Genomic DNA, 23,758 nt, shown 5'->3' with positions numbered 1-23,758 from the left:
TCATCTATATGAAATTTTTAAATCATTGAATTTTAATATCTTAAAAATTTCAAGACATTCAGTAATTCGCATAAATTTTATTCATTTAGGTGGGAAATATACCAACGAAAAAATTTATGTTCATTTCATAAAAACTTGTGTATGCGCTATTTACTCATTCCTCTACTACTATTTTTGGTTGGATGCCAACCCCAAGAAAAAGAGCGTCCGAATATCTTGTTCATTCTTTCCGATGACCATACTTCACAATCCTGGGGCATTTATGGAGGGCAATTGAAGGATTTTGTAAAAAATCAGAATATCCAAAGATTGGCAGACGAGGGAGTGATTTTGGATAACGCATTCTGTACAAATTCAATTTGCAGCCCAAGTCGAGCGGCTATTTTAACAGGGCAATACAGTCACTTAAACCAGGTATACACGCTTAGAGAGTCTTTACCCGAAGGGCATCCTAACATTGCTAGATCGCTTGGGGAATCGGGTTATCAGACCGCCATAATTGGAAAATGGCATTTGGATAAACAGCCCGAGGGTTTTGATTATTTTAAGGTTCTACCTGGCCAAGGCAGGTATTGGGATCCTATTTTTAAGGTAAAAGAAGATTGGCAAGATGGATATATTAAAGAAGAGGAAGGTATTGTCCATAAAGGTTTTTCAACCGACGTGATAACAGATTTGACCATCGAACATTTGAAAAAAAGACAAAAAGACCAACCCTTTATGATGGTTTGCAGTTTTAAGGCCACTCATGAGCCATTTGAATATCCAAAAAGATATAATGACTATCTCAAGGATGTTAAACTTCCGGAACCTGAATCCTTATACGATTTTGGAAAAGAAGCCACCGGAAGGACGTTCAAAGGTCAAAAGTTGGAAAATTTGGGCATCCGTTGGCAAAAAGCCACCGAAAATCCAGAAGAATTCTGGACATCTTACCCAGGCCTCCCCTACCCGCTTGATGGTTTGGACAGTATTCAAAAACGCGGTAAAATATTTCAAAAACTAACAAAAGATTTTATTCGATGTGGAGCAGCTATTGATGATAATATTGGCAAGCTGCTCGATTATTTGGAAGAAGAAGGCGTTGCGGACAATACTATAGTGATCTATACGGCTGATCAAGGTTACTTTTTGGGAGAACATGGCTTTTTCGACAAAAGATTAATTTATGAAGAAAGTCTACGCATGCCATTTGTGATTCGATATCCCAAAGAAACCATGAAGGGAAAACGATTGGATGATATTATTTTAAATATTGATTTTGCAGCCCTATTGGCCGACTATGCTGGCTTACCACCTCAAGATTATATTCAAGGTAAAAGTTTTCGGGAAAACCTAAGAGGGAATACGGCCGACGATTGGCGAGAGCAAATGTATTACAGATATTGGCTCCATTCACCGGATAGACCTGCACACTTTGGCATACGCAACAAAAGATACAAGCTTGCCCTTTTTTATGGTCAAGGATTGGGCATGTACGGAAGCGACACTACCTCAACGCAGCCTGCTTGGGAATTTTATGATCTAAATGAGGATCCTAAAGAACTGCATAATGCTATAGACGACCCAAAATATGCTGAAATCATTTCGGACATGAAAGTCGAATTGAAAAAAGAAAAGGATTTTTACAGGGATTCTGATGTGGGCCATCCACAAATGGATGGTATCTTGCAAGAAGAACTGGATTAACCCTTTCTCTTCATTTCATTTAAAAGAATTGCAGTAGCCGTGGCCACATTCAAACTTTCCGTGGTATTTTCTCCAAATTGAGGAATTGCTATTCGTTCTGAAATTATTGATTCAATTCCACTGGAAATCCCATTGGCTTCATTGCCCATGACCAAAACTCCACTTTTTGGCAGCTCTTTACCGTAAACTGCTTCCCCATCCATAAAAGCGCCATAAACAGGCTGCGCTGATTCCTCTAAATACTTTTCCAAGTCAGTGTATACAACGTTCACCCTGGCTATAGAGCCCATTGTTGCCTGCAATACTTTTGGATTGTAACAGTCCACTGTGTTAAGAGAACAAACCAAATGGTTTATCCCAAACCAATCACACAATCTAATGATTGTTCCCAAATTTCCAGGGTCGCGTATATCGTCCAAAGCGACTACCCAATCCGAATCCTCAATTGGTTCAACAACAGGTATATGAAACACTCCTAACACTCCATTAGGGGAGCTTAAGCTGCTCATCTGTTTCAATTCCGAAGAAGCAACCTGTTCAAAACCCTTAAAACCTTCATTCCAAATTTTGGTGTCCACAAACAGTTTAAAAGGCTCTAGTCCTGCCCCAATAAGTTCTAAAACCGCTTTTTTTCCCTCAACAACAAACAACTTATGTTGACTTCGGTACTTTTTTTGCTGTAAGCTCTTAACTAGTTTAATTTGGTTTTTAGTAACCATCTAAATCGTGTATTTTTGGCTTCTATGAGGGCACCTTCAGGTCTATTGCACAACTGGGCAAAAATAGGATTATTGTTGCTTATATTGGGCATGGCTGCATGCAATACCTTAAAAAAAGTGGATGATGGAGAATTTTTGCTTACAAAAAACTCAATTTATGCGGATGATGAAAAGATCAATAATAGTGATATTCGGAGTTTAATCTCACAAAAACCAAATAGTACTCTACTAGGATATCCCCTTCGATTAAACCTTTACAATCTCGCAAAAGAAAATCCAGATTCATCCTTTCAAAATTGGCTGCATAAAAAAGAAAAGCGGGAAAAACGACTTAACAATCTTCTGTCACAAAAGCAAGTAAATCGCTTGCGGGAATCTTTTATGGTAAAGGGCGCCAGTGATTTCCTAAAAAGAATTGGGGAAGCACCCGTTATTATCGATACTGTGTTGACCCAGAAATCAGTGGACAGATTGAAGGCCTATTATAATAGCAAAGGTTACTTTAATAACTCGGGCACCTTCAATGTGGCCAAGGGAAAACGCAAAAAAAGGGCTGAAATTGAATATCAAATCAATCTGAACAAACCTTTTTATATAGATACCCTTCAAAGAAATATAAGTTCACCGGAACTGGATTCTGTTTACAACAAGGCTTTTGACAAATCTTTTGTTAAAAGTGGTGATCAGTTTGATCTAGGCAATTTCACAATAGAAAGGGAACGCCTCACTACCCTGTTCAGGAACTCAGGGTTTTACAACTTTCAAGAAAGCTCCATTAACTACGACATCCTAAGGGATACCACCAAAGTGGCCAATGATCAAAAGATGGATGTGCAACTGAACATTCAAAAACCCAGAAGTGCAAATGATAGCACTTCTGCGGAAAACACCTATAAGATTCATCGTTTTAAGAAGGTCAATATTTATGCTGATTATCTTATTGGCGGAAGCACAGATTCCTTAAAATCCGTAGACCATGAAAACTATACCATATATTATAACAACAAATTAAAATATAAACCCAAAGCCCTCACGGATGCAGTTTTCTTTGAAAAAGATAGCATTTATAGAGATTTGGACCGTATTAGAACGTACCGACAGATTACCAACCTAAATACCTTCAAATATCCAAATATTGAATTCATTCCAGAATCAGATGATGCCCTTTTGACATCTAATGTCTATTTGGCTCCGCGACCCAAATTTTCGCTGAACCTGGATTTTGATATTACACATTCCAACATACAACAGGTGGGAACCACTTTTGGTGGCTCCGTTATCACTCGTAATGTATTTGGAGGAGCGGAGACCCTGAATATTTCCGCCAGAGGTTCAATAGGTCTTCTCAATGATCGTGGTTCATCGTTGACCGGTGGCTCATTTACTTCTGAAATAGGTGGAGATATCAACATTACTTTTCCAAGAATATGGCTTCCTTTCAATACGGAAAAGATCATTCCTCATTACATGCTGCCACAAAGTCGATTTTTGGTCGGTACTAATTTTCAGAAGAACATAGGACTCGACAAACAATCTTTCAACACCATACTTTCGTACAATTGGAATCCCTCCAATAGTCTTCGCAATACTATAGAACTGCTCAATGTGGAGTTTGTTCGTAATGTAAATCCAGATAACTTCTATAATGTTTACCAGAACACTTTCAGTAATTTGGATGGTATAGCCGATGGATTTCAGGATGATCCCCAATACGCGTCATTTTTTGAAGCCTCAACCGATGTGGAGGACCCATTAAGATTAAATGTCCCTACAGGTGCCAATGATTTTGTTCAAGGAGTGCTGAACAATGACATTCCGGTAACCCAAGATGAGCGAGATGAGGTAAATAGTATTGAGGAAAGAAGACAAAGATTAACGGAAAACAATCTCATTTTTGCCAGTAATTATACTCTTTCAAAAAATAGTAAGATAGATATAAACGATAACGACTTCTATCAATTTCGAATTAAATTGGAAAGTGCGGGCAACCTACTCTCTGCTTTAGATGGCATCGTTCCGTATAATAAAAATGATAATGACCAGCTATTGGTCTTTGGGGTGCCCTTCTCCCAATATTTTAAAACTGAGTTTGATTTTATCCGCCATTGGGAGGTTGGAAATGCCAAAGTACTGGCTTTTCGAAGCTTTTTTGGACTCGCAATTCCCTATGGCAACTCAGAAAATATCCCATTTGTCCGCAGTTACTTCGCAGGGGGGTCAAATGATAATAGGGCATGGAATGCTTATGAACTGGGCCCAGGAAGAACCAGTAACATCAATGATTTTAATGAAGCTAACCTGAAACTGGCCATGAATCTGGAATATCGCTTTCCTATTGCGGGTGACGTTAAAGGCGCTTTGTTTGCTGATGCCGGCAATATTTGGAACGTGTTTGACAATGAAGATAATCCCGATGCCGTTTTCAGTGGATTCAATTCTTTATCGGATACAGCTTTGGGTACCGGATTTGGGCTACGGTACGACTTCACCTACTTCGTTTTTAGACTCGATATAGGTTTTAAAACCTATAATCCGGCCGAAGAAGCGTCCAAACGCTGGTTTAGGCAGTATAACTTTAAGAACGCTGGTTTCAATATCGGTATAAATTATCCTTTCTAGACCGAATATTTTATTACTTTTGTTCACTTATTTAACCAAAATTAACTAAGTATGTCCCACAATATTAAGCCGGGCGTTGCAACGGGCGATGAAGTTCAAGCTATTTTTAATCACGCTAAGGAAAATGGCTACGCACTTCCCGCGGTGAATGTGATTGGATCCAACACTATAAATGGTGTTTTAGAAACTGCAGCAGCTTTAAATTCTCCTGTAATTGTCCAATTCTCCAATGGTGGAGCACAATTCAATGCCGGAAAGGGATTGTCCAATGAAAATCAAAGAGCAGCTGTACAAGGAGCAGTGGCCGGAGCAAAGCATGTGCACCAATTGGCCGAAGCTTACGGTGCGACCGTAATATTGCATACTGACCATTGTGCCAAAAAGCTTTTGCCTTGGGTTGATGGACTTTTGGATGCCAGTGAAGAACACTACGCAGCAACTGGAAAATCATTGTTCAGTTCGCATATGATCGATTTATCTGAAGAACCTATCGAGGAAAACATAGAAATATGCAAAGGGTATTTGGAACGCATGAGCAAAATGGACATGACCTTGGAAATTGAGCTAGGTGTAACCGGTGGTGAAGAAGATGGTGTAGACAATACTGATATTGACAGTTCCAAACTTTATACACAGCCCGAAGAAGTGGCGTATGCTTATGAAGAATTGTCAAAAGTGAGTCCCAAATTTACCATTGCGGCCGCTTTTGGAAATGTTCACGGGGTATACAAACCTGGAAACGTTACCTTGACTCCTAAAATCTTGAAGAATTCACAAGAATTTGTTTCTGAGAAATATGGAGTTGAGCACAATCATATCGATTTTGTTTTCCATGGTGGATCAGGATCCACTCTAGAGGAAATTAGGGAAGCAATCGGATATGGTGTCATTAAAATGAATATCGATACAGACCTTCAATACGCATTTTTATCAGGTGTTAGGGATTATGTTCAAGATAAATCTGGTTATTTGCAAGCGCAAATTGGAAATCCTGAGGGAGCTGATCAGCCAAACAAGAAATTCTATGATCCACGTGTTTGGCTTCGAGAAGGAGAAAAGTCTTTTGTAGAAAGACTGAAACAAGCCTTTGAAGACCTCAATAACGTGAACACACTGTAAAGGTTTAACCTAATATAGATTCCATGTCGTCTTGGTTTAAAAGAAAAGAAAAAGGAATACAGACAGCTACCGAGGAGAAAAAAGACACCCCAAAAGGTCTCTGGTATAAATCTCCCACCGGAAAAATTGTTGAATCTGAGGATTTGGCAAAGAATTTTTACGTAAGTCCTGAAGATGACTATCACGTAAGAATCGGTAGCAAGGAATATTTTGAGATTCTTTTTGATGATAATAAATTCAAGGAATTGGATGAAAAGTTGTCAGCTAAAGACCCTCTTAAGTTTGTAGATACCAAAAAATACTCCGAGAGATTAAAAGCTGCTCAGCAAAAAACAGGATTAAAAGATGCTGTCCGCACTGCGGTCGGTAAATCCATGGGCAAAGAATTGGTGATTGCCTGTATGGATTTCAGCTTTATCGGTGGATCCATGGGAAGTGTGGTCGGTGAAAAGATTTCACGGGCCATTGATCATGCCAGGAAGAAGAAAGTACCGTTTGTAATGATTTCAAAATCAGGCGGGGCACGAATGATGGAAGCTGCATTATCATTAATGCAGTTGGCAAAAACTTCTGCTAAATTGGCCCAATTGGCCGAGGCAAAAGTCCCTTATATTTCCCTTTGTACAGATCCAACCACTGGCGGAACAACCGCTTCATACGCCATGCTGGGTGATATTAATATTTCAGAACCAGGAGCATTGATTGGTTTTGCAGGACCCCGCGTAGTTAAAGATACTGTTGGAAAAGACCTTCCGGAAGGTTTCCAAACTTCGGAATTTTTAAAGGAGAATGGTTTCTTGGATTTTATTTCCCATCGAAGGGATTTAAAAAAGAAAATAAACCAATACATCGATTTGATTACAAATCAACCCTTAAGATCATAAAAAAAAGCCCCGATTACGGGGCTTTTTCTTTTACGCTTTCCAAATCGTTATTTTTTGAAGCGGCGTAAAAATATTTCCTTTTCAGTACCATCAGGTAAGGTCAAGATTCCCTTTGCATCACAAGTGCCATCACCAAAATCCAAGCTAGCGGTATTATCGTTTCTGGAAATTTCCAAAACCCCACTCACAATAAACCTACAGGCCATTTCCCTACGTAAAGACGTAATCACTTCTTTTACAAAAATGTTGCCTTCCCTGCCAACATAAGTACGTTTGCCGGTAATCAAGAAAACGTTGTCTCCCCAAAAACCAGAACCATATCCTTCTATCCATTCCCTAGTTCGGGTTCCTTCAAAAGAAGCTGTACCATCATCAGGCCATATTGCAGAAAAAGACGCATTGGCCGTAGATTGTGGATTCTCGTTCTCATTGGAACGCTCGCGCAGAATATCGGCGCTTCCTTCAATGGCAACACCATTGAAAGTAAAATTCTCGAGACTCAGAGCAAGCGATTTAGTCGCTGCTTCCATATCCTTTGCGTAGCTCAAGTTGATAATACCACTCAACACATTTCCATTGGGTAATTCACAACCTTCTCCAAAATCAATGGTCTTCTCTTTGGTGGTATCTGTAATTACAGTGGTAATGGTGACACAATCTGGCAGAAAATCAGATCGGTGCGGTACTTTTGAGATAAATGAAATCTCATCAGAAGCATAAACATCTTCCGCAATGGCCGTAACCTCTTCTGAAATCATTTCGGTCTCATCACTATATTGCAGTTCTGTAGCCGAAATTACTTCAGAACTTGACAGTTCTTCTGTGGAATCCTCCTCTTTGGAACACGAAGCCGCCATTAAAAATAGAATTCCCATAAAAAATGGGACGCTTTTCTTAAAATTGAATTGTTTAAGATCCTTTTTCATAATGATTAAATTTTAGGGTTTGGTTCTATGACCCATCCAAAAACAAAAGGTTTAATCAAGCTTCAAAATTTTTCATTTTGAAAAAAGAAGTTATCTTTGCACGCTGATTGAAAGACAATCAATACATAAAAATCATTTAAATAAATATTGGAATGTATTTAACAAAAGAAGTAAAAGCCGATATCTTTAAGAAACACGGCGGCTCTGAGAGCAACACAGGTTCTACGGAAGGGCAAATCGCATTGTTCACACACCGTATCAACCATTTAACACTACACCTTAAAAAGAACCACAAGGATTATAACACCGAGCGTTCTTTGGTAAAATTGGTAGGTAAAAGACGTAGTCTTTTGGATTACCTAAAGAAAAAAGACATTGTAAGATACCGTGAGTTAATAAAAGAACTAGGTATTAGAAAATAAAAATAATTGGGAGTCCATTCGACTCCCATTATTTTTACCCTGAGCTTGCCGAAGGGTTTTACAATTAAAAAGCCCCAATCTTAAGATTGGGCAAACACAAAAAGCTGCCTACAGTTTTTCATTGGTCAACACAACAACACAACCCGACCGTCCGGATGGCGGTAGACCAAATGTTTAACGACCCACACAAATTTTAGTGGGTAAGACTTATTTTATGATTCCAAAAACTTTTAAAGAGGTCATTGACCTCGGTGACGGTAGAGAAATTTCTATCGAAACCGGAAAATTGGCAAAGCAGGCCCATGGTTCTGTTGTTGTCCAGTCGGGCAAGTGTATGTTACTATGTACAGTTGTTTCGAATTACAAGCAAAGTGATGTCGATTTTTTACCGCTTACGGTAGATTATCGCGAAAAATTTGCTGCTGCCGGGAGATATCCTGGTGGTTTCTTCAAACGTGAAGCAAGACCAAGTGATGGCGAAGTATTGACCATGCGTTTGGTAGACAGGGTTTTAAGACCATTATTCCCTAAAGATTATCATGCTGAAACGCAGGTAATGATTCAATTAATGTCACATGATGATGAAGTAATGCCAGATGCTATGGCTGGACTTGCTGCTTCAGCGGCAATTCAACTTTCAGATTTTCCATTTGAGTGTGCTATCTCAGAAGCTAGAGTTGGACGTGTTAATGGTGAATTCATCATCAACCCAACAAGAGAACAGTTAAAAGAATCCGACATTGATATGATGATCGGTGCCTCTGCTGATTCTGTAATGATGGTAGAAGGAGAGATGGAGGAGATTTCTGAAGAGGAAATGACCGAAGCCATCAAATTTGCGCATGAAGCCATCAAAGTACAATGTGCTGCCCAAATAAAATTAGCTGAAGCTTTCGGAAAGAAAGAAGTACGTGAGTACGAAGCCGAAAGAGAAGATGAAGACCTAGCCAAAAAAGTGCATGACCTTACTTATGATAAGGTATATGCTGTTGCCAAGGCAGGTTCCGCAAAACATGAGCGCAGTGCTGCCTTTGATGCTATCAAGGAAGAGGTAAAAGCAACTTTTTCAGAAGAAGAATTAGAAGATTTTGGTGATTTGGTGTCAAAATATTTCTATAAAGCTGAAAAAGCAGCGGTGAGGGATTTAACCCTGAATGATGGTTTACGATTAGACGGTAGAAAAACTGATGAGATCAGACCAATTTGGTGTGAGATTGACTATTTGCCTTCTGTCCACGGTTCATCCATCTTTACAAGAGGTGAGACGCAAGCATTGGCCACGGTAACTCTAGGAACTTCCAGAGAAGCCAATAAGATAGACATGCCATCGTACGAAGGCGAAGAAACGTTTTACTTGCACTATAACTTCCCTCCATTTTCAACGGGAGAAGCAAGACCAATACGTGGTACATCACGTAGAGAAGTAGGTCACGGAAACTTGGCACAACGTGCATTAAAAGGTATGATTCCTGAAGATTGTCCTTATACTGTAAGAGTAGTATCCGAAGTACTGGAATCCAATGGATCATCTTCAATGGCAACTGTTTGTTCTGGTACAATGGCATTGATGGATGCCGGTGTTCAGTTAAAAAAACCAGTTTCAGGTATTGCAATGGGATTAATTTCCGATGCTGATTCTGGTAATTATGCCGTTTTATCCGATATTTTAGGTGATGAGGATCACTTGGGAGACATGGATTTTAAAGTAACCGGTACTGCTGACGGTATCACTGCTTGTCAAATGGACATCAAGGTAAAAGGTTTGTCTTATGAAATCTTGGTAAAAGCATTAATGCAAGCCAAAGAGGGTAGACTTCATATTCTTGAAAAATTGACCGATACTATCGCTGCTCCAAATGCTGAAGTGAAATCTTATGCTCCAAAAATTGTTACCAAAATTATTCCTGGAGAATACATTGGTGCAGTTATTGGTTCTGGTGGAAAAGTGATTCAAGAATTGCAAAAGGAAACCAATACGACTATAGTTATCAACGAAGATCCTGATACTGAAGAAGGTATAGTGGAAATTTTAGGTACAGGTCAAGATGGTATTGATGCAGTCATCGCCAAAATTGAGGCATTAATGTTCAAACCGGAAGTTGGTAGCATTTACGAAGTAAAAGTTATCAAAATGCTTGACTTTGGTGCTGTGGTTGAATATGTTGAAGCTCCAGGTAATGAAGTTTTACTTCATGTGTCTGAGTTGGCATGGGAACGAACCGAAAATGTGTCCGATGTTGTAAATATGGGAGATGTTTTTGATGTGAAATATTTTGGTCTTGATCCAAGAACCAGAAAAGAAAAAGTTTCAAGAAAAGCGCTTTTACCTAAACCAGAAGGTTATGTAGAGCGTCCACCTAGAAACAATGATCGAAGAGGCGGAGACCGCAGAGGTGGCAATCGTGACAGAAAACCCAGAAGAGACTAAATAACAGTCAATTCATTGAAAATAAAGGCTCCAAGCATCGCTTGGGGCCTTTTTTACAACAAAAAATCAAGAAAACTTTATTAAAATGTAACTTTTTGCTTTTTCCTACGTATAACTTAATGAGCTTCGGTTCACAAATTTAATTTGAAGGGAAAATAAATGAGACAGTTAAAAATTACAAAACAGGTTACCAATAGGGAAACCGCTTCGTTGGACAAATATTTACAGGAAATCGGTAAAGTGGACTTGATCACTGCCGATGAAGAAGTAGAATTGGCACAGCGAATCAAGGCGGGAGACCAGATAGCCTTAGAGAAATTAACTAAAGCCAACCTCAGATTCGTGGTTTCTGTTGCAAAACAGTATCAAAACCAAGGATTAACCCTTCCTGATTTGATAAATGAGGGAAATTTAGGACTAATCAAAGCTGCACAGCGTTTTGATGAAACCCGTGGATTTAAATTTATATCATATGCCGTTTGGTGGATTCGTCAATCTATACTTCAAGCGTTGGCGGAACAATCCCGTATTGTTCGTTTGCCGTTGAACAAGATTGGTTCCATCAATAAGATCAACAAGACTTTTGCTTTCTTGGAACAAGCCCATGAGCGAATTCCATCAGCGGAAGAAATTGCCAAGGAATTGGACATGACGGTTGAAGATGTAAAACAATCCTTAAAAAATTCAGGTAGACACGTATCTATGGATGCGCCATTAATTGATGGTGAAGATTCCAACCTTTACGATGTTTTACGTAGCGGAGAGTCTCCAAATCCAGATAAGGAATTGTTGCACGAATCGTTGCGCACTGAAATAGAACGCGCATTGGAAACATTGACTCCAAGAGAAGCGGATGTTATTCGACTATACTTTGGTTTGGCAGGACAACATTCTATGACTTTGGAGGAAATTGGAGAGACATTTGATCTTACCAGAGAACGTGTTCGCCAAATAAAAGAAAAAGCGATCAGAAGGTTGAAACATACCTCTAGAAGCAAAATTTTAAAGACTTATTTGGGATAATCATAAGATTATCCGCACAAATTACAGTTAAACAATCCTTAAATTTGTTTTTTGGCAAGAAAGTTGTAATTTGTAATCCTACAACAGTTTATCATGACTGTTCGTTTTTTGATTGATGAATAAACTCCGGCTGATTACCGGAGTTTTTTCATTTATATACCCTAATGCACTGTCAAATTAATTGACACATACTTCTCATCTTACTGTTAAAGTTTTTCCAATCACCTCCTATCTACTGTTTTCCAACGTAAATATTTGGGGCTGAACATTAATTTAAAAACATAGGTATGGGTTTTTCAATAGCAATACGGTTTTTGGGAGGATTAACGCAGAGCCAACAAGATATTTTTGATACAGCAGCTTGCAGATGGCAACAAATCATCATTAACGAACTACCGAGAGTGCGATTGGCCAATGGTGATGTCATCGATAATATCAGAATTGATGCACAGGGAACTAATATTGATGGTACTTCCGGAATTTTAGGTCAAGCCGGTCCAACACAGCTTAGGGCTGGAAGTTTTTTGCCTGCCACGGGAATTATGCGATTTGATAGTGCTGATTTAGCAAGATTGGAAGCAGAAAACAGCCTTAACGATGTTATTATCCATGAAATGGGTCATGTTTTGGGTTTCGGCACCCTTTGGTCTTCCCAATTTATGAATCTCATTGCTGCGGAAGGTTCTGAAAATCCCATTTTTACAGGTCAAAATGCAATTCGAGAATACCAGGAACTAACAAAAAGTGAAACATTGGACTTTGTTCCTGTGGCCAACACCGGCGGAGAAGGCACTCGGGATGGACATTGGCGCGAATTGATATTTGACAACGAGCTAATGACCGGATTCATTGATAGTGGTAGCAATCCCATCAGCAAACTCTCAATCGGTGCTTTTGAAGATATGGGGTATCGAGTGAACTATAATGTTGCCGATGAATACAATCTTCCCGATCCCACCCTATTATCTTTAAAAGAATTGAATGAAAACAACATGTGCAAAATGTGCAATCGTAAGATACTTCGATGTGCTCCCATTGTACTTCCTGAATCTGCATTTTTGGACAAATGAAAATGAGGAAAGCTAGAATTCGCTTGCTTCAAAAAGCATTTGCTATTTTTGTATGCATATAATGCTCAGATGAATTCAAAATTAGTAGCTCCTTCCCTTTTGGCAGCAGATTTTGCCAACCTTCAACATGATGTAGAAATGGTTAACCAAAGTGACGCCGATTGGTTCCATTTAGATATTATGGATGGTGTTTTTGTACCAAATATTTCATTTGGAATGCCCGTGATCAAAGCCATAGCTGAACATGCCAAAAAAACATTGGATGTTCATTTAATGATTGTTGATCCAGACCGTTATATCAAAACCTTTGCCCATTTAGGGTCCAACAACCTTACCGTACATTATGAAGCTTGTAATCACCTGCACAGAACCTTGCAGGCTATAAAAGCTGAAGGTATGAAAGCAGGCGTGGCCTTGAATCCACATACCTCTGTAAACTTATTGGAAGATACCATCCAAGATATCGATTTGGTTTGTATGATGAGCGTAAACCCAGGTTTTGGTGGGCAATCTTTTATTGAAAACACCTATCAAAAAGTATCTGATCTAAAAAATATCATCGAAAAGAGAAATTCTAAGGCCCTTATTGAAATTGATGGAGGGGTAAATGCGACCAATGCCAAAAAACTGGTGGATGCCGGAGCTGATGTTTTGGTTGCAGGTAGTTTTGTCTTCAAAAGCGATAATCCTACGGAAATCATCAAAAATCTAAAAGAAACCATTGCTTGATGCAAGAATTTGATGTACTGATCATTGGAGGTGGCCCTATTGGCATTGCTTGTGGCCTTGAAGCCAAGAAAAAAGGACTTACCTATCTGATCGTTGAAAAAGGCCCAATAGTGAACTCCTTGTTCAATTACCCTATAAACATGCAGTTTTTTTCTTCTTCGGAACGATTGGAGATAGATGACATCCCTTTTATTAGTAAAGAAGCGAAACCTAAACGCAATGAGGCGTTGGAATATTACCGTCGAATTGTAACCTCCAATCAGCTTAACATCCATCTATTTGAAAAAGTGTTGAGCGTACAAAAAAAGTCCCAAATTTTTTCTGTGACCACGGATAAAGGACAGTATACTGCAAAAAACATTGTTGTAGCGACAGGATTTTACGATTTGCCAAATAAAATCAACGTGCCGGGCGAAGATTTACCCAAAGTTTCACATTACTACAAAGACCCGCATTTTTACGCTAGTCAGAAATTAGCGGTTGTAGGAGCAAGTAATTCGGCAATAGATGCCGCTTTGGAGTGTTGGCGCAAAGGTTCCGAAGTCACGCTGATCATTCGTGGACCAGAAGTGGGTCAAAGAGTCAAGTATTGGGTTCGTCCAGATGTTATCAACCGCATTGAAGAAGGAAGCATTAAGGCATATTACAACGCCAATGTTAAGGAAATTACATCTACAGAGCTCATCATTGACACTCCAGAAGGTGAAGTTACACTGGAAAACGATTTTGTGCTGGCCCTTACGGGCTATATGCCCAACTTTGAATTCTTGGAAAAACTGGGTATCGAACTTTCCCAGGACGACAAACGTCTTCCCCAATATAATCACGACACTATGGAGACCAATATTGAAGGCTTGTTTTTAGCTGGTGTTATCTGCGGCGGAATGGAAACCCATAAATGGTTTATTGAAAATTCCCGTATCCATGCGCCCATAATCATGAATGCCATTGTTAAAAAACAGGGTGCCTCAAGGGTCTAACCACGATTTGTAATCAATTTTCTTTTGGACGACTAAGATTCCATACATTTATACGTATGGATACACTAACTCAAGTACATTTAGCCTCTCAATACCTAGCCACTGCTGGGAAAAGCTTTTTAGAACCCAAATCTGACGACAGTCATACCAATGTTGGGTTTTTCACCGAAGATAACACGCTGCGAACATGGGAATTGGATGAAACAGGTGTTTACTTGGCATTTGAATACACCAATTTTTCGTTGAAATGGGTCTCAAAAGATAAAAGCCAAGTGCTTGCCCTGAAAGGCAAATCACATGGTGAAATTGTGGAATGGATTTCAAAAATGGCCTCGGAGTCAAAACTGGAAAAGCCCTACACATACGATTTACATTATGACTTACCCTATTCCATTACCGACGACTTTACATTTGGTCTTTCCAATCCTGAGGAGTTACAGGGGTTAATTCATTTGCGGACAATATCCCAAAATACATTAAAAACGTTTCTTCAAAATGAAAATTTAGAATCGGACATTCGTATTTGGCCACATCATTTTGATACTGGTGCTTTTGTGACCTTAAATGACGGTTCTGGAAAATCCATTGGTATGGGGATGGCCATTCCGGATAGCATGGTAAACGACCACTATTTTTATATCAGTGGGTACCAAGGTCATGATGGTCTTGACACCTCAACATTTCAAAACCTTACCCATGGGGAATGGAAGAATAATGGCTTTAAAGGAGGAATTTTAGGAGCATCCAATGTAGTGGAAAATATAATCGTTCAATTTTTTCAAGAAGCGTTCAAAGCCTATACTTCTTAAAGCGAAAACTGATATTGCAGGGAGACACTGCCAATAAATCCTTGCTCAACTTCTGCTCCACTGGTAATCGCATTAATTTCCCTGCCAAAACCAAGTGTAAGCCCAAGTTGCGAGCGTGTATTTTTAATGGGTAGAAAATATCCTCCTTCCAACCAAGGTTGAAGCACCAAAGTATAGGTACTTCCAGAAATAGGGGCATCGGCTGGACCAATGTCCGTCCAATCAATATTCAAGCTCCATATATCCAGGTTTAAACCGGCAATGAACTTTCCTTTTCCCGAAGGGAAATGTCTTCGAAAACCAACAGAACCTCCAAAACCTTCTCCTTCTTCAGTAATATTCACATCACTAAAGTCTTTACGGTCAACAAAATTTCCGCCCAGTCTTAAAAGCACGGATGATTTTTCAGAAATAGCATGTTCCAAATTGATTGTTGGAATAACACCTGCCGGATAGAATTGTACAGAAACACCCAAGTATACAGGGTAATGTGCCGAGGTTGAATCCTGTGCCACGGACATTGTTCCACAAAGCGAAAACCAAAGCAAAAATAAAAGGCCGAATCGAGTTTTCATCTAAATAATTTTAAGTTGCGCTTCCAATTCTCCATTAGCCCTTAACATTGCCCGTCCATCTTTAAAGCTTAAATAGGAATGGCCCCTTTTATGATTACTAATGCTAATTTCGTTCAACATGCCCCAATGTCGTGTTATCTCCTTCCATGCAAAAAACAGGGAATGTTTGGGATCATAAATATGGGTAGCTTCCCCTCCTGCCCCATTAATTTCAATAATACTGAAGTTTTTTCCATTGGAAAGGTCTTCCAAGGAGTTGTGCAGCACATCCAATCGACCGTAATGAAAACCATCAATTTTAGAGCAAATGTCATCGATAACCTTTAAAAGACGTCCATTTAATCTATGTGTATCATCAATAAATTTGGCTCCCCTGGTATGACTTCCGTAAGGGACCAAAACAAATTCCTGATTCTCATCCAAAACTTGGTTGAGCTTGAAACCAAACTTTTTTTGCAATGCTTTAAGCTGTAAATGACTTCTCGGGTCTCTTTTAATCAGTTCTAAAATTGAACTTTTTCCATCCCCAATAACGGATAAAAACTCCTTAGAGACTATCCCCGTGATTTTACCCTTTTTCTCTCCTGGTTTTCTAACATAAAAAATGCCGACCTCTTTGGTGTAGGGAATCAGTTCTTGTACCAAGAAATTTTCCGGTGTTTTGGAAAAATAGTCCTTGAATTCATCTTTATTATGGATTTTATCCACGCCAAAGGCCTTCATGCCTATATCTGGTTTTGCAATAAACGGAAATATAATCCCATTTCTCAAAACATTTTCCAAAGCCATTTCTGGCCGTTCATCCCTAGAAATAAATACCGTTTGTGGAATATGTTGTTCTGGGATTATTTTATAGATTTCCATTTTAGATTCCATGGCCATACCTCCATTTTTCATCGTAGGATTGGCAGCATTAAAAAAGAAAAACGAACGTGCTTTAATGGAAAAATACAACCAAACTGGGAACAAGGGGTAATATATTGCCCAGAGGGGCCAATATTCCCAATGTGTCATCTTATGCCATTTTAATCTCCAAGAGCTCATGTTATAAGTTGGTTTGATGAAAATGGAATTATGTGCTTTTTATCATTCAATAGATCGAAATGCTGCAAAACAGAATCTTGATTATCTAAAACAACTTGGGTAACACTAAAGGTTTTCAATCCGGTATCCCTATTAATAATAAATCCATTTTCGTAGTCTTCATGGTTATTGGAATGGAAATCAACTATAGCAGAAGCAGTAAGCTCCTCTTCCTCATCAATAAAATTAGCAAAAAGTGAATTTCTTCGTTCTATTGCCTCATCATCGTAAAGCGTTACCGACGACCAAATATAATCTTCGCCCTTATCCAATGGTTTAAAATATCTTTTCTTACCATCCCAACGAAGTTCAACCAGTTTCATCCCATCAAACAATACCATGGTAAATGGCTCGATATTGCGTAAATCCATTTCTTGAAGGAAAAGCATGGGATTTTCTGCACTTATTACTTCTAAAAGTACCACGCCCCTACTTTTGGAATAGTTTCCAAAAGATTTGTGCCTTATAAAAGCCCCATTGAGCAGCACTGCTACCACACCGTGCTCATTAAGGGCAAACCATGTGCCTCCAGCTTTTGGGTCCCTCGGGAAAAGTATCTTGACTGAATTTATGATTTCCTCTCTTGGTTCAAAAGCATTTGGACGTGAAACATGCTCATCACGATTAGAGGTGATGAAATAGCTGTTATTTCTAGAAATAAAACTTACTGTGCACATGCTTCTCGGTGTTGCATTGTTGAGGGTGCCACTCCAAAAGATTCTGGCAGCTCCAAAGTTGTAAAATGTTTGATTCCAACTTTGATAAGTGCATGATGATGGATAGTGTGTTCCAAATTGTACATGACTTCACGATAATAATTGGACTCTAAACAGGTTTCCATTCCACCTAATTCATAAGCAACTTTTACTGCTTTATTAGGCTTTTCCAAATCGGATTGAATTCGTTGTAATTGTTTTATGGCAAAATATACATCTTGCTCTATTTTTTGGTTTCGTTCACGTTTGTCATAAGAAACTTCGGCTCCATCATAACCATTGATCAAACATAAATATAACTCAATGATATGTCTTGTATGCTGGCCTATTGAAGCATTAAAAAGCGCCTCGCAAGAATGCGCATAGTAATCCTCTGGAAGTTGCAACAGAATTTCTTTGAATTGCTCAATAGTAGCTATTGAAGATTTGAACATAACGGTTATTGTGTTTTAAGTTTAAGGCGTTTTTTGACCAAAAGGAACATTAGATAGATAGAAAAACCTAGGTATAATAGCCCCATTAATAAATTGGTCAACATACTATAACTCTCATAGTTTGTAAAAATATATTTACCAGCAAAAATGAAAAGGCCAATACCTAAAAGCGATCCCACACCTATTCCCAAAATGTATAGCGTATATGAGCTTCTTGATGTTTCCAATATTCCCCTGGAAGAGAGAACTTTGTTCCAAGTCATCCAAAAAGGGATATGCAAAGGGTTTAGAGCACTCAATAAAAAACCCAACCAAAATGCCGAACTGATTTGGGGAAGTACATTTATTCTCGATCCCATTTCCGAAATTTCAGTTGAGGCCATAAAACTGGTTACGGCCAAATACAGCAGCAATATGATTCCAAATGGTATAAGATAATTGGACATTTTTTCGCCAAATTGCAGTTTTTCATTTCCAAATAGGGTTAATCGTACAACGATTAGCTCTACCAATACAACCGCCACCGCAAACCATATGGCTGAAACCAGACTTTGTGATGCAGCAATATCAAAAGCAGTGATGTTCAAGGTTCCAAGGGGCAGCGCACCCAAAAAACTCACCAGCAATCCCGAAAAACCAATCTTTGCGTACTTGTTCATTTTAAAAACTAAGAATCTACTTATTCTTTATTTTTTGCCAGTTTTTGTCAGCTATAACTTGAAGTTGGTTTGGTGCTTCGCTGGTCCAGAGTTTTAAGGTATTGGTGCGGCCTGAATTGTAAAAGAGATATAATTTTCCATCCCTGATTTCAAATGTTTCAGGGTTGATGCTTACTTTTTTCCCGGATTTGGCAACTGCATAAGCGCAGTATCCACCATATTGTGGAATGTGCTTGGCTGGATTTGCTATGAACCTATTCTTGTTTTCTTGAGATGAAAATTTATAATTGACCTCATCATGTTTGGTGCTGAATTCTTTGCTTCCAATTAGGGCCTTTCCATCAAAATAGGCAACCACATCATATCCATTGGCAGCATATCCTTTTTTTGTATTGTAATCGATAGATTGGGCAAAAGAGATATGACCCAACATCAAAAACAGTGCAATTACAACTTTCTTCATTCTAATAAATTGACGACACCTTATCCAATTTTTTAATTTGGGAAATATCGATACGCATGGTATACCAACCTCCCATTTTCTCCACCTCACCTTGAAGCAAAGAAGGTTGTCCTATATAAGGTAGTATGTCTTTGTGAATTGGATTTCCTTTCAAATCTGTCAATAAAAAATAGTCAGAAATTGCATTTTTGCTCTGTGAGACCAAAACGGGAGGTACGCCACCAGAAATACAAAGAGCGGCACAGCTGCGATGTATTTTGCCATACCCTGGCTTCATAACCCCAAAATAGCACTTGGGGTCCACTATCTCTCCCGAAACCTTATGGCTACCCATTATCTCAGGAAGCATATAATTCTTGGTCTTTGAATCGGTCAGGCTTATCTTTTGACCATCGTCAATCTCAAGAAGTGTTTTGCCGTTGTAATAAATCAGGTTTCCCTCGATGGTCAAATGTTTGCCATTAAGGTTTCCTTCTTTTTGCTTGATATCTTCCAAATAGGTATTGGCGCCAAATTTCCCAAATCCGAGCAAAAGCACATTTTTGAAGGTATCATCTCCCAATTTTATTCGCAACATGGGGTATGGTGCTTCTTGATAAGTGCCTGAAACCTTGGTTGGGGCATTGAAATCGAAAGCGCTATTGATAGCTTCTTTTTGAAAAAAACCAAACAAAAATGCCCCGAGCAACAATACACCAATGGCTATGAACACAAACCGTTTGGTGGTTCTCTTGGTTTCTTCACCCACAGCATCAACATAACCGATATAAAATTCATCCTTCTTCTCCATTTTTCAACACTTTACGGGTTCAACTTCGGTTCCCTCTTCAAAACCATCGGGATTGATATATATCATTCCTTCATCTAAACGTAGCCCGTATGTAACCACCTTTTCTGTAAATGGTGGTGGAGATTGTCCATTTTGAGGCAAATATTGGTACCCGTGCCAAGGGCAAGTAATGCATCCGTCCACAATCTTTCCTTCTCCCAAAGGTCCCCCCTGATGCTTGCAAACATTGTGGATGGCAGAAAGCTTTCCATCATATTTGAAGATGGCCACCCGTTCTTTGCCAACTGTGAATATTTTAGCTCTGTCATTCGGAATTTCATCCGCACCGCATACTTTCAACCAACCATCATCGGCCTTTTCAGACTTAAGTCCGTCAATCTTGGATTCTTTCAAAGCGCTTATCAGATGTAAGCTGGTTATCAACATAAATCCAATGACCATAATACCTATAGTAAAAGGTGATGTTTCTTGTTGAAATGCTCCTAAAAATACATGCATGATAATGAGCGCGTATGCCAGATAAACCATCATGTGCAATCCTTTCCAAATTTTTGGGGAAAGATTTTTAAGGAAAAAATCATGGCTTGTGGAGGCCATAAAGAACAGGATTAACAAGGCTAAAAAACCCAAAACCTGAAACGGGAAATTGGTCAAGGAGCCATAATCCATATTCGAGGTAAATACGGCATAAATGGGATTAACATTTCCCAAGGTGTGAAACTGGATGATTGAAAAAACACCATGAACCAAAGCCGCTAAAAACATACTCACCCCCAAATGTCTACGATTGTATAAAATGGGTAAAAATTGAGGATTTAATCTACTCAAAGGGCCAATAATCAATATGATATGAAGCATCAAAACTGCCAAGGAACCAAATGCTCGAATAATCATGGTCTCTGCCGTTGTCTCCGGATTCAATACCAAAGTCAAGATTATAAACACCAACAGATACAATAGCATTCCAAATCCAATGATCTTGTCGTAGGTTTTTTTGTGCTTGTTCCAGAGCACCAATGTATAATCCAATCCCATTAGAATTCCAGTTTTAATATTTCTTGATTCTTAATGACATCTTTTATGATGATTCCACTGATTTCATTTTCTAATTGAAATGTATAGGTGCCTATACCTTCTAGTTGTCCAATTTTTTGATTTTCATCCAATGTAAAGATTACGGATGAAGCACTTTTAATAGGTTGTTTTACATTCAACTCCAAAACATGGGCATCAACTGTTTTTACAACTGTTACATCCATTACATCGTGCTTTGCTTCCTTTATAGGGTCTGCAACCTCTTCAGATGCATAACTTGACTCTACTCTTGGGTTGAAATTCAAGCTTTTGATAACCATAATCAACAAGGTGGAGAGTACTAAGGTCAATAGCAACCAAATGTATTTATGCCTTTTTCGTAAACCCGCATCCATTAGTTCAACGTTTTAGGTTTAATCAGTTTTCCTACTAAAAAAGGCCATGTGGCGACTACTCCGGGAAAAAGCAACAATCGAACCTTCTTTTTACTGTCTGTCATAAACGGGTCTACTTTAGTGGCTCCTAAGAAAATGAAATAAAGGCCGAACAGCAGCCCAAGGCTAAAATAGATTCCTAAAATGGTCAAAAACACTGTAATAACAGCTTCCATATTAAATTAGATTTACATCGGCAATTACCTCCAATACCGCAGGTCCTTCATGGGCGAAAAGCTCTTTCATACCTGTTTCCAGATCTTCTTGATTCTCAATTCTTTTCCCCCAAGCACCGCAGGATTGCGCAAATTCAGCAAAATTTGGATTGGAAAGTGAAGTTTTCCAGACATCGAATTCCCCTGCTCTTTGCTCTTTGGATATCTTCCCTAGCTCATGATTGTTTAATACAATTAGCTTGACGGGCATTTTATATTTGACCAAAGTGGTGATTTCGGCCAAATACTGACATAATCCTCCATCTCCGGCTACGGCCACTACAGGTCTAGAATCCCCAACAGCTGTCCAAGCACCAATAGACGCTGGAAGAGCAAAACCAATGGACCCTAAATATCCAGACATTAAAAAATCGTGCTGTTTGGATTCAAAATAACGTCCAAAGGAGTACGCATTGTTGCCCACATCCACACACATTACGGCATCTTCTGGGGTCAGTTTATTCATAGCTTCGAACACTGCTATGGAACTGATTCCATCTTCCGAAGTTTCCAACAGTCGTTTTGCCTTTTCCGCCTTCCATATTTTCCAACGTTCGGCGATTTCTTGGGTTTGATCAAAAGTTGTTATGTTCCCTTTTAATTCATCTTCAAAAAGCTCAAGGGTTCTTGAGATTTCACCCCAAACAGCAACTTCAACTTTATGGAACTTACTTAATGCCAATGGGTCAAAATCTACTTGGATAATGGGTTTTTTAGGGGTAATTCCAGTATGGTTAGAGAACGAAGCTCCAAAGACAATGAGCAAATCGGATTCGTTCATAAACCACGAAGCAATTGGTGTTCCACTTCTACCCAAAACACCTCCACCTAAAGGGTGATTATCCGGAATCAGTCCTTTTCCTTTAAAGGTAGTCACAACGGCGGCGTTTAAACTCTCAGCAAATTTTACAATGCTTTTTTTGTGTGCTCTAGCTCCATGTCCCAAAACAATTACTGGACGTTTGGATTTTTTGATGAGTTCTACCGCATCATCCAAAGCTTCTTTTGGAGGGGCAATCTCCATGGATGTGATTCGTTTTTCAGAGGTTTTTGCTCTTGCTCCCGGTTTGGCTTTTCGCTCTTGGACTTCATCGGGAAAGGTCAAATGCGAAACATCTCGGTTTAATATGGCGTGTTTAACCGCGAGCGACATCAATTCTCCATGTCTACTATCACTTTGTACTCTATGATTGAATTCAGCAACACTACCAAAAGCTTGAACCAAATCTACTTCTTGGAAGTTCCCAGTTCCAACTACTTGTGTTGCTACTTGCCCTGTCAAGGCCAACAAAGGAGCGCGGTCAACTTTTGCATCCCACATTCCGGTAAACATATTGGTAGCTCCCGGTCCGGCAATGGAAAAACACGCAGCGGGTCTACCCATTAACTTTCCATAAGCAGAAGCAGCAAAAGCAGCTGCTCCCTCATGTCGAATTCCATAAAAGTTCAATTTTCCTTTTTCTTCTTGACGTCTCATGGCATCAGCAAAACCAAGATTGGAATGTCCTACCATACCAAAAACCTTAGTTACACCCCAGTTGACCATAGTTTCGGCCATAATATCTGACACCGTGGTTTCATGAGGTTGTTCTTCTTCAAGTCCCACATAAATTGCATCATTTTCTTCTTTGACCTCAAAGGTTTCGATACCATCATCATATCCTCCCGGGGGAAGACCGGTACAGGGATGAAAATCCCAACCATGCCATGGACAACGGAGCAGTCCATTTTCTATAGAGCCTTCTCCCAATGGACCTCCTTGATGAGGGCATCTATTATCCAATGCGGAAAACTTCCCCTCAAAATGAGTTAAACATATTCCCTTATGTGCTGCAGTAACCGTCTTGACCCTACCTTCTGGTAGTTCCTTTTTATTTTCAAGCACTTTATGCCAAACTTTGTTCTTTTCAGCTGCCATTGTTAGTGTTTTTTCTAGT

The 23,758-nt window shown here is 39.2% G+C and carries 24 protein-coding genes; 11 read left to right on the top strand and 13 right to left on the bottom strand.

The window, feature by feature from the left end; genetic code table 11:
- Nucleotides 1–141 precede the first annotated feature (141 nt).
- Entirely contained in the window at nt 142–1,689 is a 1,548-nt protein-coding gene (locus IAG46_RS15935) for a sulfatase (protein ID WP_190811380.1), read from the top strand.
- On the opposite strand, the gene IAG46_RS15930 is transcribed toward IAG46_RS15935, so the two are convergent.
- Nucleotides 1,686–2,408 carry an RNA methyltransferase gene (locus IAG46_RS15930; protein WP_190811379.1) on the bottom strand — a complete coding sequence of 241 codons (723 nt, stop codon included), beginning with the start codon at nt 2,406–2,408 and terminating at the stop codon, nt 1,686–1,688. The two genes, IAG46_RS15935 and IAG46_RS15930, sit on opposite strands and share 4 nt — an antisense overlap.
- A 24-nt stretch (nt 2,409–2,432) precedes the next feature.
- Here IAG46_RS15930 and IAG46_RS15925 point away from each other — a divergent pair, with 24 nt between their 5' ends.
- Genes IAG46_RS15925 through accD form a run of 3 tightly spaced genes read left to right on the top strand, consistent with a single transcriptional unit; the run spans nt 2,433 to nt 7,030 of the window.
- On the top strand, nt 2,433–5,027 hold the full coding sequence (locus tag IAG46_RS15925) for a BamA/TamA family outer membrane protein (protein WP_190811378.1): 2,595 nt from the start codon (nt 2,433–2,435) through the stop codon (nt 5,025–5,027).
- Between the two features lie 51 nt (nt 5,028–5,078).
- Nucleotides 5,079–6,146 carry a class II fructose-bisphosphate aldolase gene (gene fbaA / locus IAG46_RS15920; protein ID WP_190811377.1) on the top strand — a complete coding sequence of 356 codons (1,068 nt, stop codon included), beginning with the start codon at nt 5,079–5,081 and terminating at the stop codon, nt 6,144–6,146.
- Between the two features lie 23 nt (nt 6,147–6,169).
- On the top strand, nt 6,170–7,030 hold the full coding sequence (accD, locus tag IAG46_RS15915; RefSeq protein WP_190811376.1) for an acetyl-CoA carboxylase, carboxyltransferase subunit beta: 861 nt from the start codon (nt 6,170–6,172) through the stop codon (nt 7,028–7,030).
- Nucleotides 7,031–7,077: 47 nt separating this feature from the next.
- Here accD and IAG46_RS15910 read toward each other — a convergent pair whose 3' ends face one another.
- Nucleotides 7,078–7,956, bottom strand: coding sequence for a hypothetical protein (locus IAG46_RS15910; RefSeq protein ID WP_190811375.1), 879 nt, complete (start codon nt 7,954–7,956; stop codon nt 7,078–7,080).
- 152 nt (nt 7,957–8,108) lie between these two features.
- Between IAG46_RS15910 and rpsO the strand changes: the two genes are divergently transcribed.
- The 7 genes from rpsO to IAG46_RS15875 all read left to right on the top strand — a co-directional run bounded on the left by rpsO (nt 8,109) and on the right by IAG46_RS15875 (nt 15,417).
- Nucleotides 8,109–8,378, top strand: a complete 270-nt coding sequence (gene rpsO, locus IAG46_RS15905) for a 30S ribosomal protein S15 (protein ID WP_190811374.1) — start codon at nt 8,109–8,111, stop codon at nt 8,376–8,378.
- Nucleotides 8,379–8,592: 214 nt separating this feature from the next.
- Nucleotides 8,593–10,806: a polyribonucleotide nucleotidyltransferase gene (locus tag IAG46_RS15900; protein ID WP_190811373.1), complete on the top strand. Its 2,214-nt coding sequence runs from the start codon at nt 8,593–8,595 to the stop codon at nt 10,804–10,806.
- 159 nt (nt 10,807–10,965) lie between these two features.
- Entirely contained in the window at nt 10,966–11,829 is an 864-nt protein-coding gene (locus IAG46_RS15895) for an RNA polymerase sigma factor RpoD/SigA (RefSeq protein ID WP_094997794.1), read from the top strand.
- Nucleotides 11,830–12,116: 287 nt separating this feature from the next.
- The gene (locus IAG46_RS15890; RefSeq protein ID WP_190811372.1) at nt 12,117–12,899 is read left to right on the top strand and encodes a leishmanolysin-related zinc metalloendopeptidase; all 783 of its coding nucleotides are present in this window, start codon (nt 12,117–12,119) and stop codon (nt 12,897–12,899) included.
- A 69-nt stretch (nt 12,900–12,968) separates the two neighbouring features.
- Entirely contained in the window at nt 12,969–13,628 is a 660-nt protein-coding gene (gene rpe / locus IAG46_RS15885; RefSeq protein WP_190811371.1) for a ribulose-phosphate 3-epimerase, read from the top strand.
- Nucleotides 13,628–14,608, top strand: a complete 981-nt coding sequence (locus tag IAG46_RS15880) for a YpdA family putative bacillithiol disulfide reductase (protein WP_190811370.1) — start codon at nt 13,628–13,630, stop codon at nt 14,606–14,608. The genes rpe and IAG46_RS15880 overlap by 1 nt, the downstream gene beginning before the upstream one ends.
- A gap of 56 nt (nt 14,609–14,664) precedes the next feature.
- Nucleotides 14,665–15,417 carry a hypothetical protein gene (locus IAG46_RS15875; protein ID WP_190811369.1) on the top strand — a complete coding sequence of 251 codons (753 nt, stop codon included), beginning with the start codon at nt 14,665–14,667 and terminating at the stop codon, nt 15,415–15,417.
- Here IAG46_RS15875 and IAG46_RS15870 read toward each other — a convergent pair.
- From IAG46_RS15870 to IAG46_RS15820, 11 genes are read right to left on the bottom strand one after another with little or no spacing between them, the layout of a single operon-like run.
- Nucleotides 15,414–15,992 (bottom strand): hypothetical protein, encoded by a 579-nt coding sequence (locus IAG46_RS15870; protein ID WP_190811368.1) that lies wholly within the window; start codon nt 15,990–15,992, stop codon nt 15,414–15,416. The two genes, IAG46_RS15875 and IAG46_RS15870, sit on opposite strands and share 4 nt — an antisense overlap.
- Nucleotides 15,993–17,006, bottom strand: coding sequence for a D-alanine--D-alanine ligase (locus tag IAG46_RS15865; RefSeq protein WP_223826730.1), 1,014 nt, complete (start codon nt 17,004–17,006; stop codon nt 15,993–15,995).
- 26 nt (nt 17,007–17,032) lie between these two features.
- Nucleotides 17,033–17,752, bottom strand: a complete 720-nt coding sequence (locus IAG46_RS15860; RefSeq protein WP_190811366.1) for an NRDE family protein — start codon at nt 17,750–17,752, stop codon at nt 17,033–17,035.
- On the bottom strand, nt 17,740–18,225 hold the full coding sequence (locus IAG46_RS15855) for a DinB family protein (protein WP_190811365.1): 486 nt from the start codon (nt 18,223–18,225) through the stop codon (nt 17,740–17,742). Before IAG46_RS15855 ends, IAG46_RS15860 begins: the two co-directional genes overlap by 13 nt.
- A 5-nt stretch (nt 18,226–18,230) precedes the next feature.
- Complete coding sequence (locus IAG46_RS15850; RefSeq protein ID WP_190811364.1) at nt 18,231–18,884, bottom strand: LysE family transporter; 654 nt, start codon at nt 18,882–18,884, stop codon at nt 18,231–18,233.
- Between the two features lie 16 nt (nt 18,885–18,900).
- On the bottom strand, nt 18,901–19,347 hold the full coding sequence (locus IAG46_RS15845; protein WP_190811363.1) for a YHS domain-containing (seleno)protein: 447 nt from the start codon (nt 19,345–19,347) through the stop codon (nt 18,901–18,903).
- A 1-nt stretch (nt 19,348) separates the two neighbouring features.
- Complete coding sequence (locus IAG46_RS15840) at nt 19,349–20,137, bottom strand: hypothetical protein (protein WP_190811362.1); 789 nt, start codon at nt 20,135–20,137, stop codon at nt 19,349–19,351.
- Between the two features lie 3 nt (nt 20,138–20,140).
- The gene (locus IAG46_RS15835; RefSeq protein ID WP_190811361.1) at nt 20,141–21,172 is read right to left on the bottom strand and encodes a Rieske 2Fe-2S domain-containing protein; all 1,032 of its coding nucleotides are present in this window, start codon (nt 21,170–21,172) and stop codon (nt 20,141–20,143) included.
- Nucleotides 21,172–21,567, bottom strand: coding sequence for a hypothetical protein (locus IAG46_RS15830; RefSeq protein WP_190811360.1), 396 nt, complete (start codon nt 21,565–21,567; stop codon nt 21,172–21,174). Before IAG46_RS15830 ends, IAG46_RS15835 begins: the two co-directional genes overlap by 1 nt.
- Complete coding sequence (locus IAG46_RS15825) at nt 21,567–21,782, bottom strand: hypothetical protein (RefSeq protein WP_190811359.1); 216 nt, start codon at nt 21,780–21,782, stop codon at nt 21,567–21,569. The genes IAG46_RS15830 and IAG46_RS15825 overlap by 1 nt, the downstream gene beginning before the upstream one ends.
- A 1-nt stretch (nt 21,783) precedes the next feature.
- Nucleotides 21,784–23,739, bottom strand: a complete 1,956-nt coding sequence (locus tag IAG46_RS15820; protein WP_190811358.1) for a thiamine pyrophosphate-binding protein — start codon at nt 23,737–23,739, stop codon at nt 21,784–21,786.
- Nucleotides 23,740–23,758 lie beyond the last annotated feature (19 nt).

This window comes from Flagellimonas sp. S3867 (assembly GCF_014698935.1).
Classification (GTDB): domain Bacteria; phylum Bacteroidota; class Bacteroidia; order Flavobacteriales; family Flavobacteriaceae; genus Flagellimonas.
The sequence above is the reverse complement of the archived record's forward strand: the minus strand, read 5'-3'. Positions and strand labels throughout refer to the sequence as shown.

What these genes read in the sequence shown, in the direction of transcription:
- IAG46_RS15935 (WP_190811380.1), top strand. Translation starts at nt 142, where the DNA reads ATGCGCTATTTACTCATTCCTCTACTACTATTTTTGGTTGGATGCCAA.
- IAG46_RS15930 (WP_190811379.1), bottom strand. Translation starts at nt 2,408, where the DNA reads ATGGTTACTAAAAACCAAATTAAACTAGTTAAGAGCTTACAGCAAAAA.
- IAG46_RS15925 (WP_190811378.1), top strand. Translation starts at nt 2,433, where the DNA reads ATGAGGGCACCTTCAGGTCTATTGCACAACTGGGCAAAAATAGGATTA.
- fbaA (WP_190811377.1), top strand. Translation starts at nt 5,079, where the DNA reads ATGTCCCACAATATTAAGCCGGGCGTTGCAACGGGCGATGAAGTTCAA.
- accD (WP_190811376.1), top strand. Translation starts at nt 6,170, where the DNA reads ATGTCGTCTTGGTTTAAAAGAAAAGAAAAAGGAATACAGACAGCTACC.
- IAG46_RS15910 (WP_190811375.1), bottom strand. Translation starts at nt 7,956, where the DNA reads ATGAAAAAGGATCTTAAACAATTCAATTTTAAGAAAAGCGTCCCATTT.
- rpsO (WP_190811374.1), top strand. Translation starts at nt 8,109, where the DNA reads ATGTATTTAACAAAAGAAGTAAAAGCCGATATCTTTAAGAAACACGGC.
- IAG46_RS15900 (WP_190811373.1), top strand. Translation starts at nt 8,593, where the DNA reads ATGATTCCAAAAACTTTTAAAGAGGTCATTGACCTCGGTGACGGTAGA.
- IAG46_RS15895 (WP_094997794.1), top strand. Translation starts at nt 10,966, where the DNA reads ATGAGACAGTTAAAAATTACAAAACAGGTTACCAATAGGGAAACCGCT.
- IAG46_RS15890 (WP_190811372.1), top strand. Translation starts at nt 12,117, where the DNA reads ATGGGTTTTTCAATAGCAATACGGTTTTTGGGAGGATTAACGCAGAGC.
- rpe (WP_190811371.1), top strand. Translation starts at nt 12,969, where the DNA reads ATGAATTCAAAATTAGTAGCTCCTTCCCTTTTGGCAGCAGATTTTGCC.
- IAG46_RS15880 (WP_190811370.1), top strand. Translation starts at nt 13,628, where the DNA reads ATGCAAGAATTTGATGTACTGATCATTGGAGGTGGCCCTATTGGCATT.
- IAG46_RS15875 (WP_190811369.1), top strand. Translation starts at nt 14,665, where the DNA reads ATGGATACACTAACTCAAGTACATTTAGCCTCTCAATACCTAGCCACT.
- IAG46_RS15870 (WP_190811368.1), bottom strand. Translation starts at nt 15,992, where the DNA reads ATGAAAACTCGATTCGGCCTTTTATTTTTGCTTTGGTTTTCGCTTTGT.
- IAG46_RS15865 (WP_223826730.1), bottom strand. Translation starts at nt 17,006, where the DNA reads ATGACACATTGGGAATATTGGCCCCTCTGGGCAATATATTACCCCTTG.
- IAG46_RS15860 (WP_190811366.1), bottom strand. Translation starts at nt 17,752, where the DNA reads ATGTGCACAGTAAGTTTTATTTCTAGAAATAACAGCTATTTCATCACC.
- IAG46_RS15855 (WP_190811365.1), bottom strand. Translation starts at nt 18,225, where the DNA reads ATGTTCAAATCTTCAATAGCTACTATTGAGCAATTCAAAGAAATTCTG.
- IAG46_RS15850 (WP_190811364.1), bottom strand. Translation starts at nt 18,884, where the DNA reads ATGAACAAGTACGCAAAGATTGGTTTTTCGGGATTGCTGGTGAGTTTT.
- IAG46_RS15845 (WP_190811363.1), bottom strand. Translation starts at nt 19,347, where the DNA reads ATGAAGAAAGTTGTAATTGCACTGTTTTTGATGTTGGGTCATATCTCT.
- IAG46_RS15840 (WP_190811362.1), bottom strand. Translation starts at nt 20,137, where the DNA reads ATGGAGAAGAAGGATGAATTTTATATCGGTTATGTTGATGCTGTGGGT.
- IAG46_RS15835 (WP_190811361.1), bottom strand. Translation starts at nt 21,172, where the DNA reads ATGGGATTGGATTATACATTGGTGCTCTGGAACAAGCACAAAAAAACC.
- IAG46_RS15830 (WP_190811360.1), bottom strand. Translation starts at nt 21,567, where the DNA reads ATGGATGCGGGTTTACGAAAAAGGCATAAATACATTTGGTTGCTATTG.
- IAG46_RS15825 (WP_190811359.1), bottom strand. Translation starts at nt 21,782, where the DNA reads ATGGAAGCTGTTATTACAGTGTTTTTGACCATTTTAGGAATCTATTTT.
- IAG46_RS15820 (WP_190811358.1), bottom strand. Translation starts at nt 23,739, where the DNA reads ATGGCAGCTGAAAAGAACAAAGTTTGGCATAAAGTGCTTGAAAATAAA.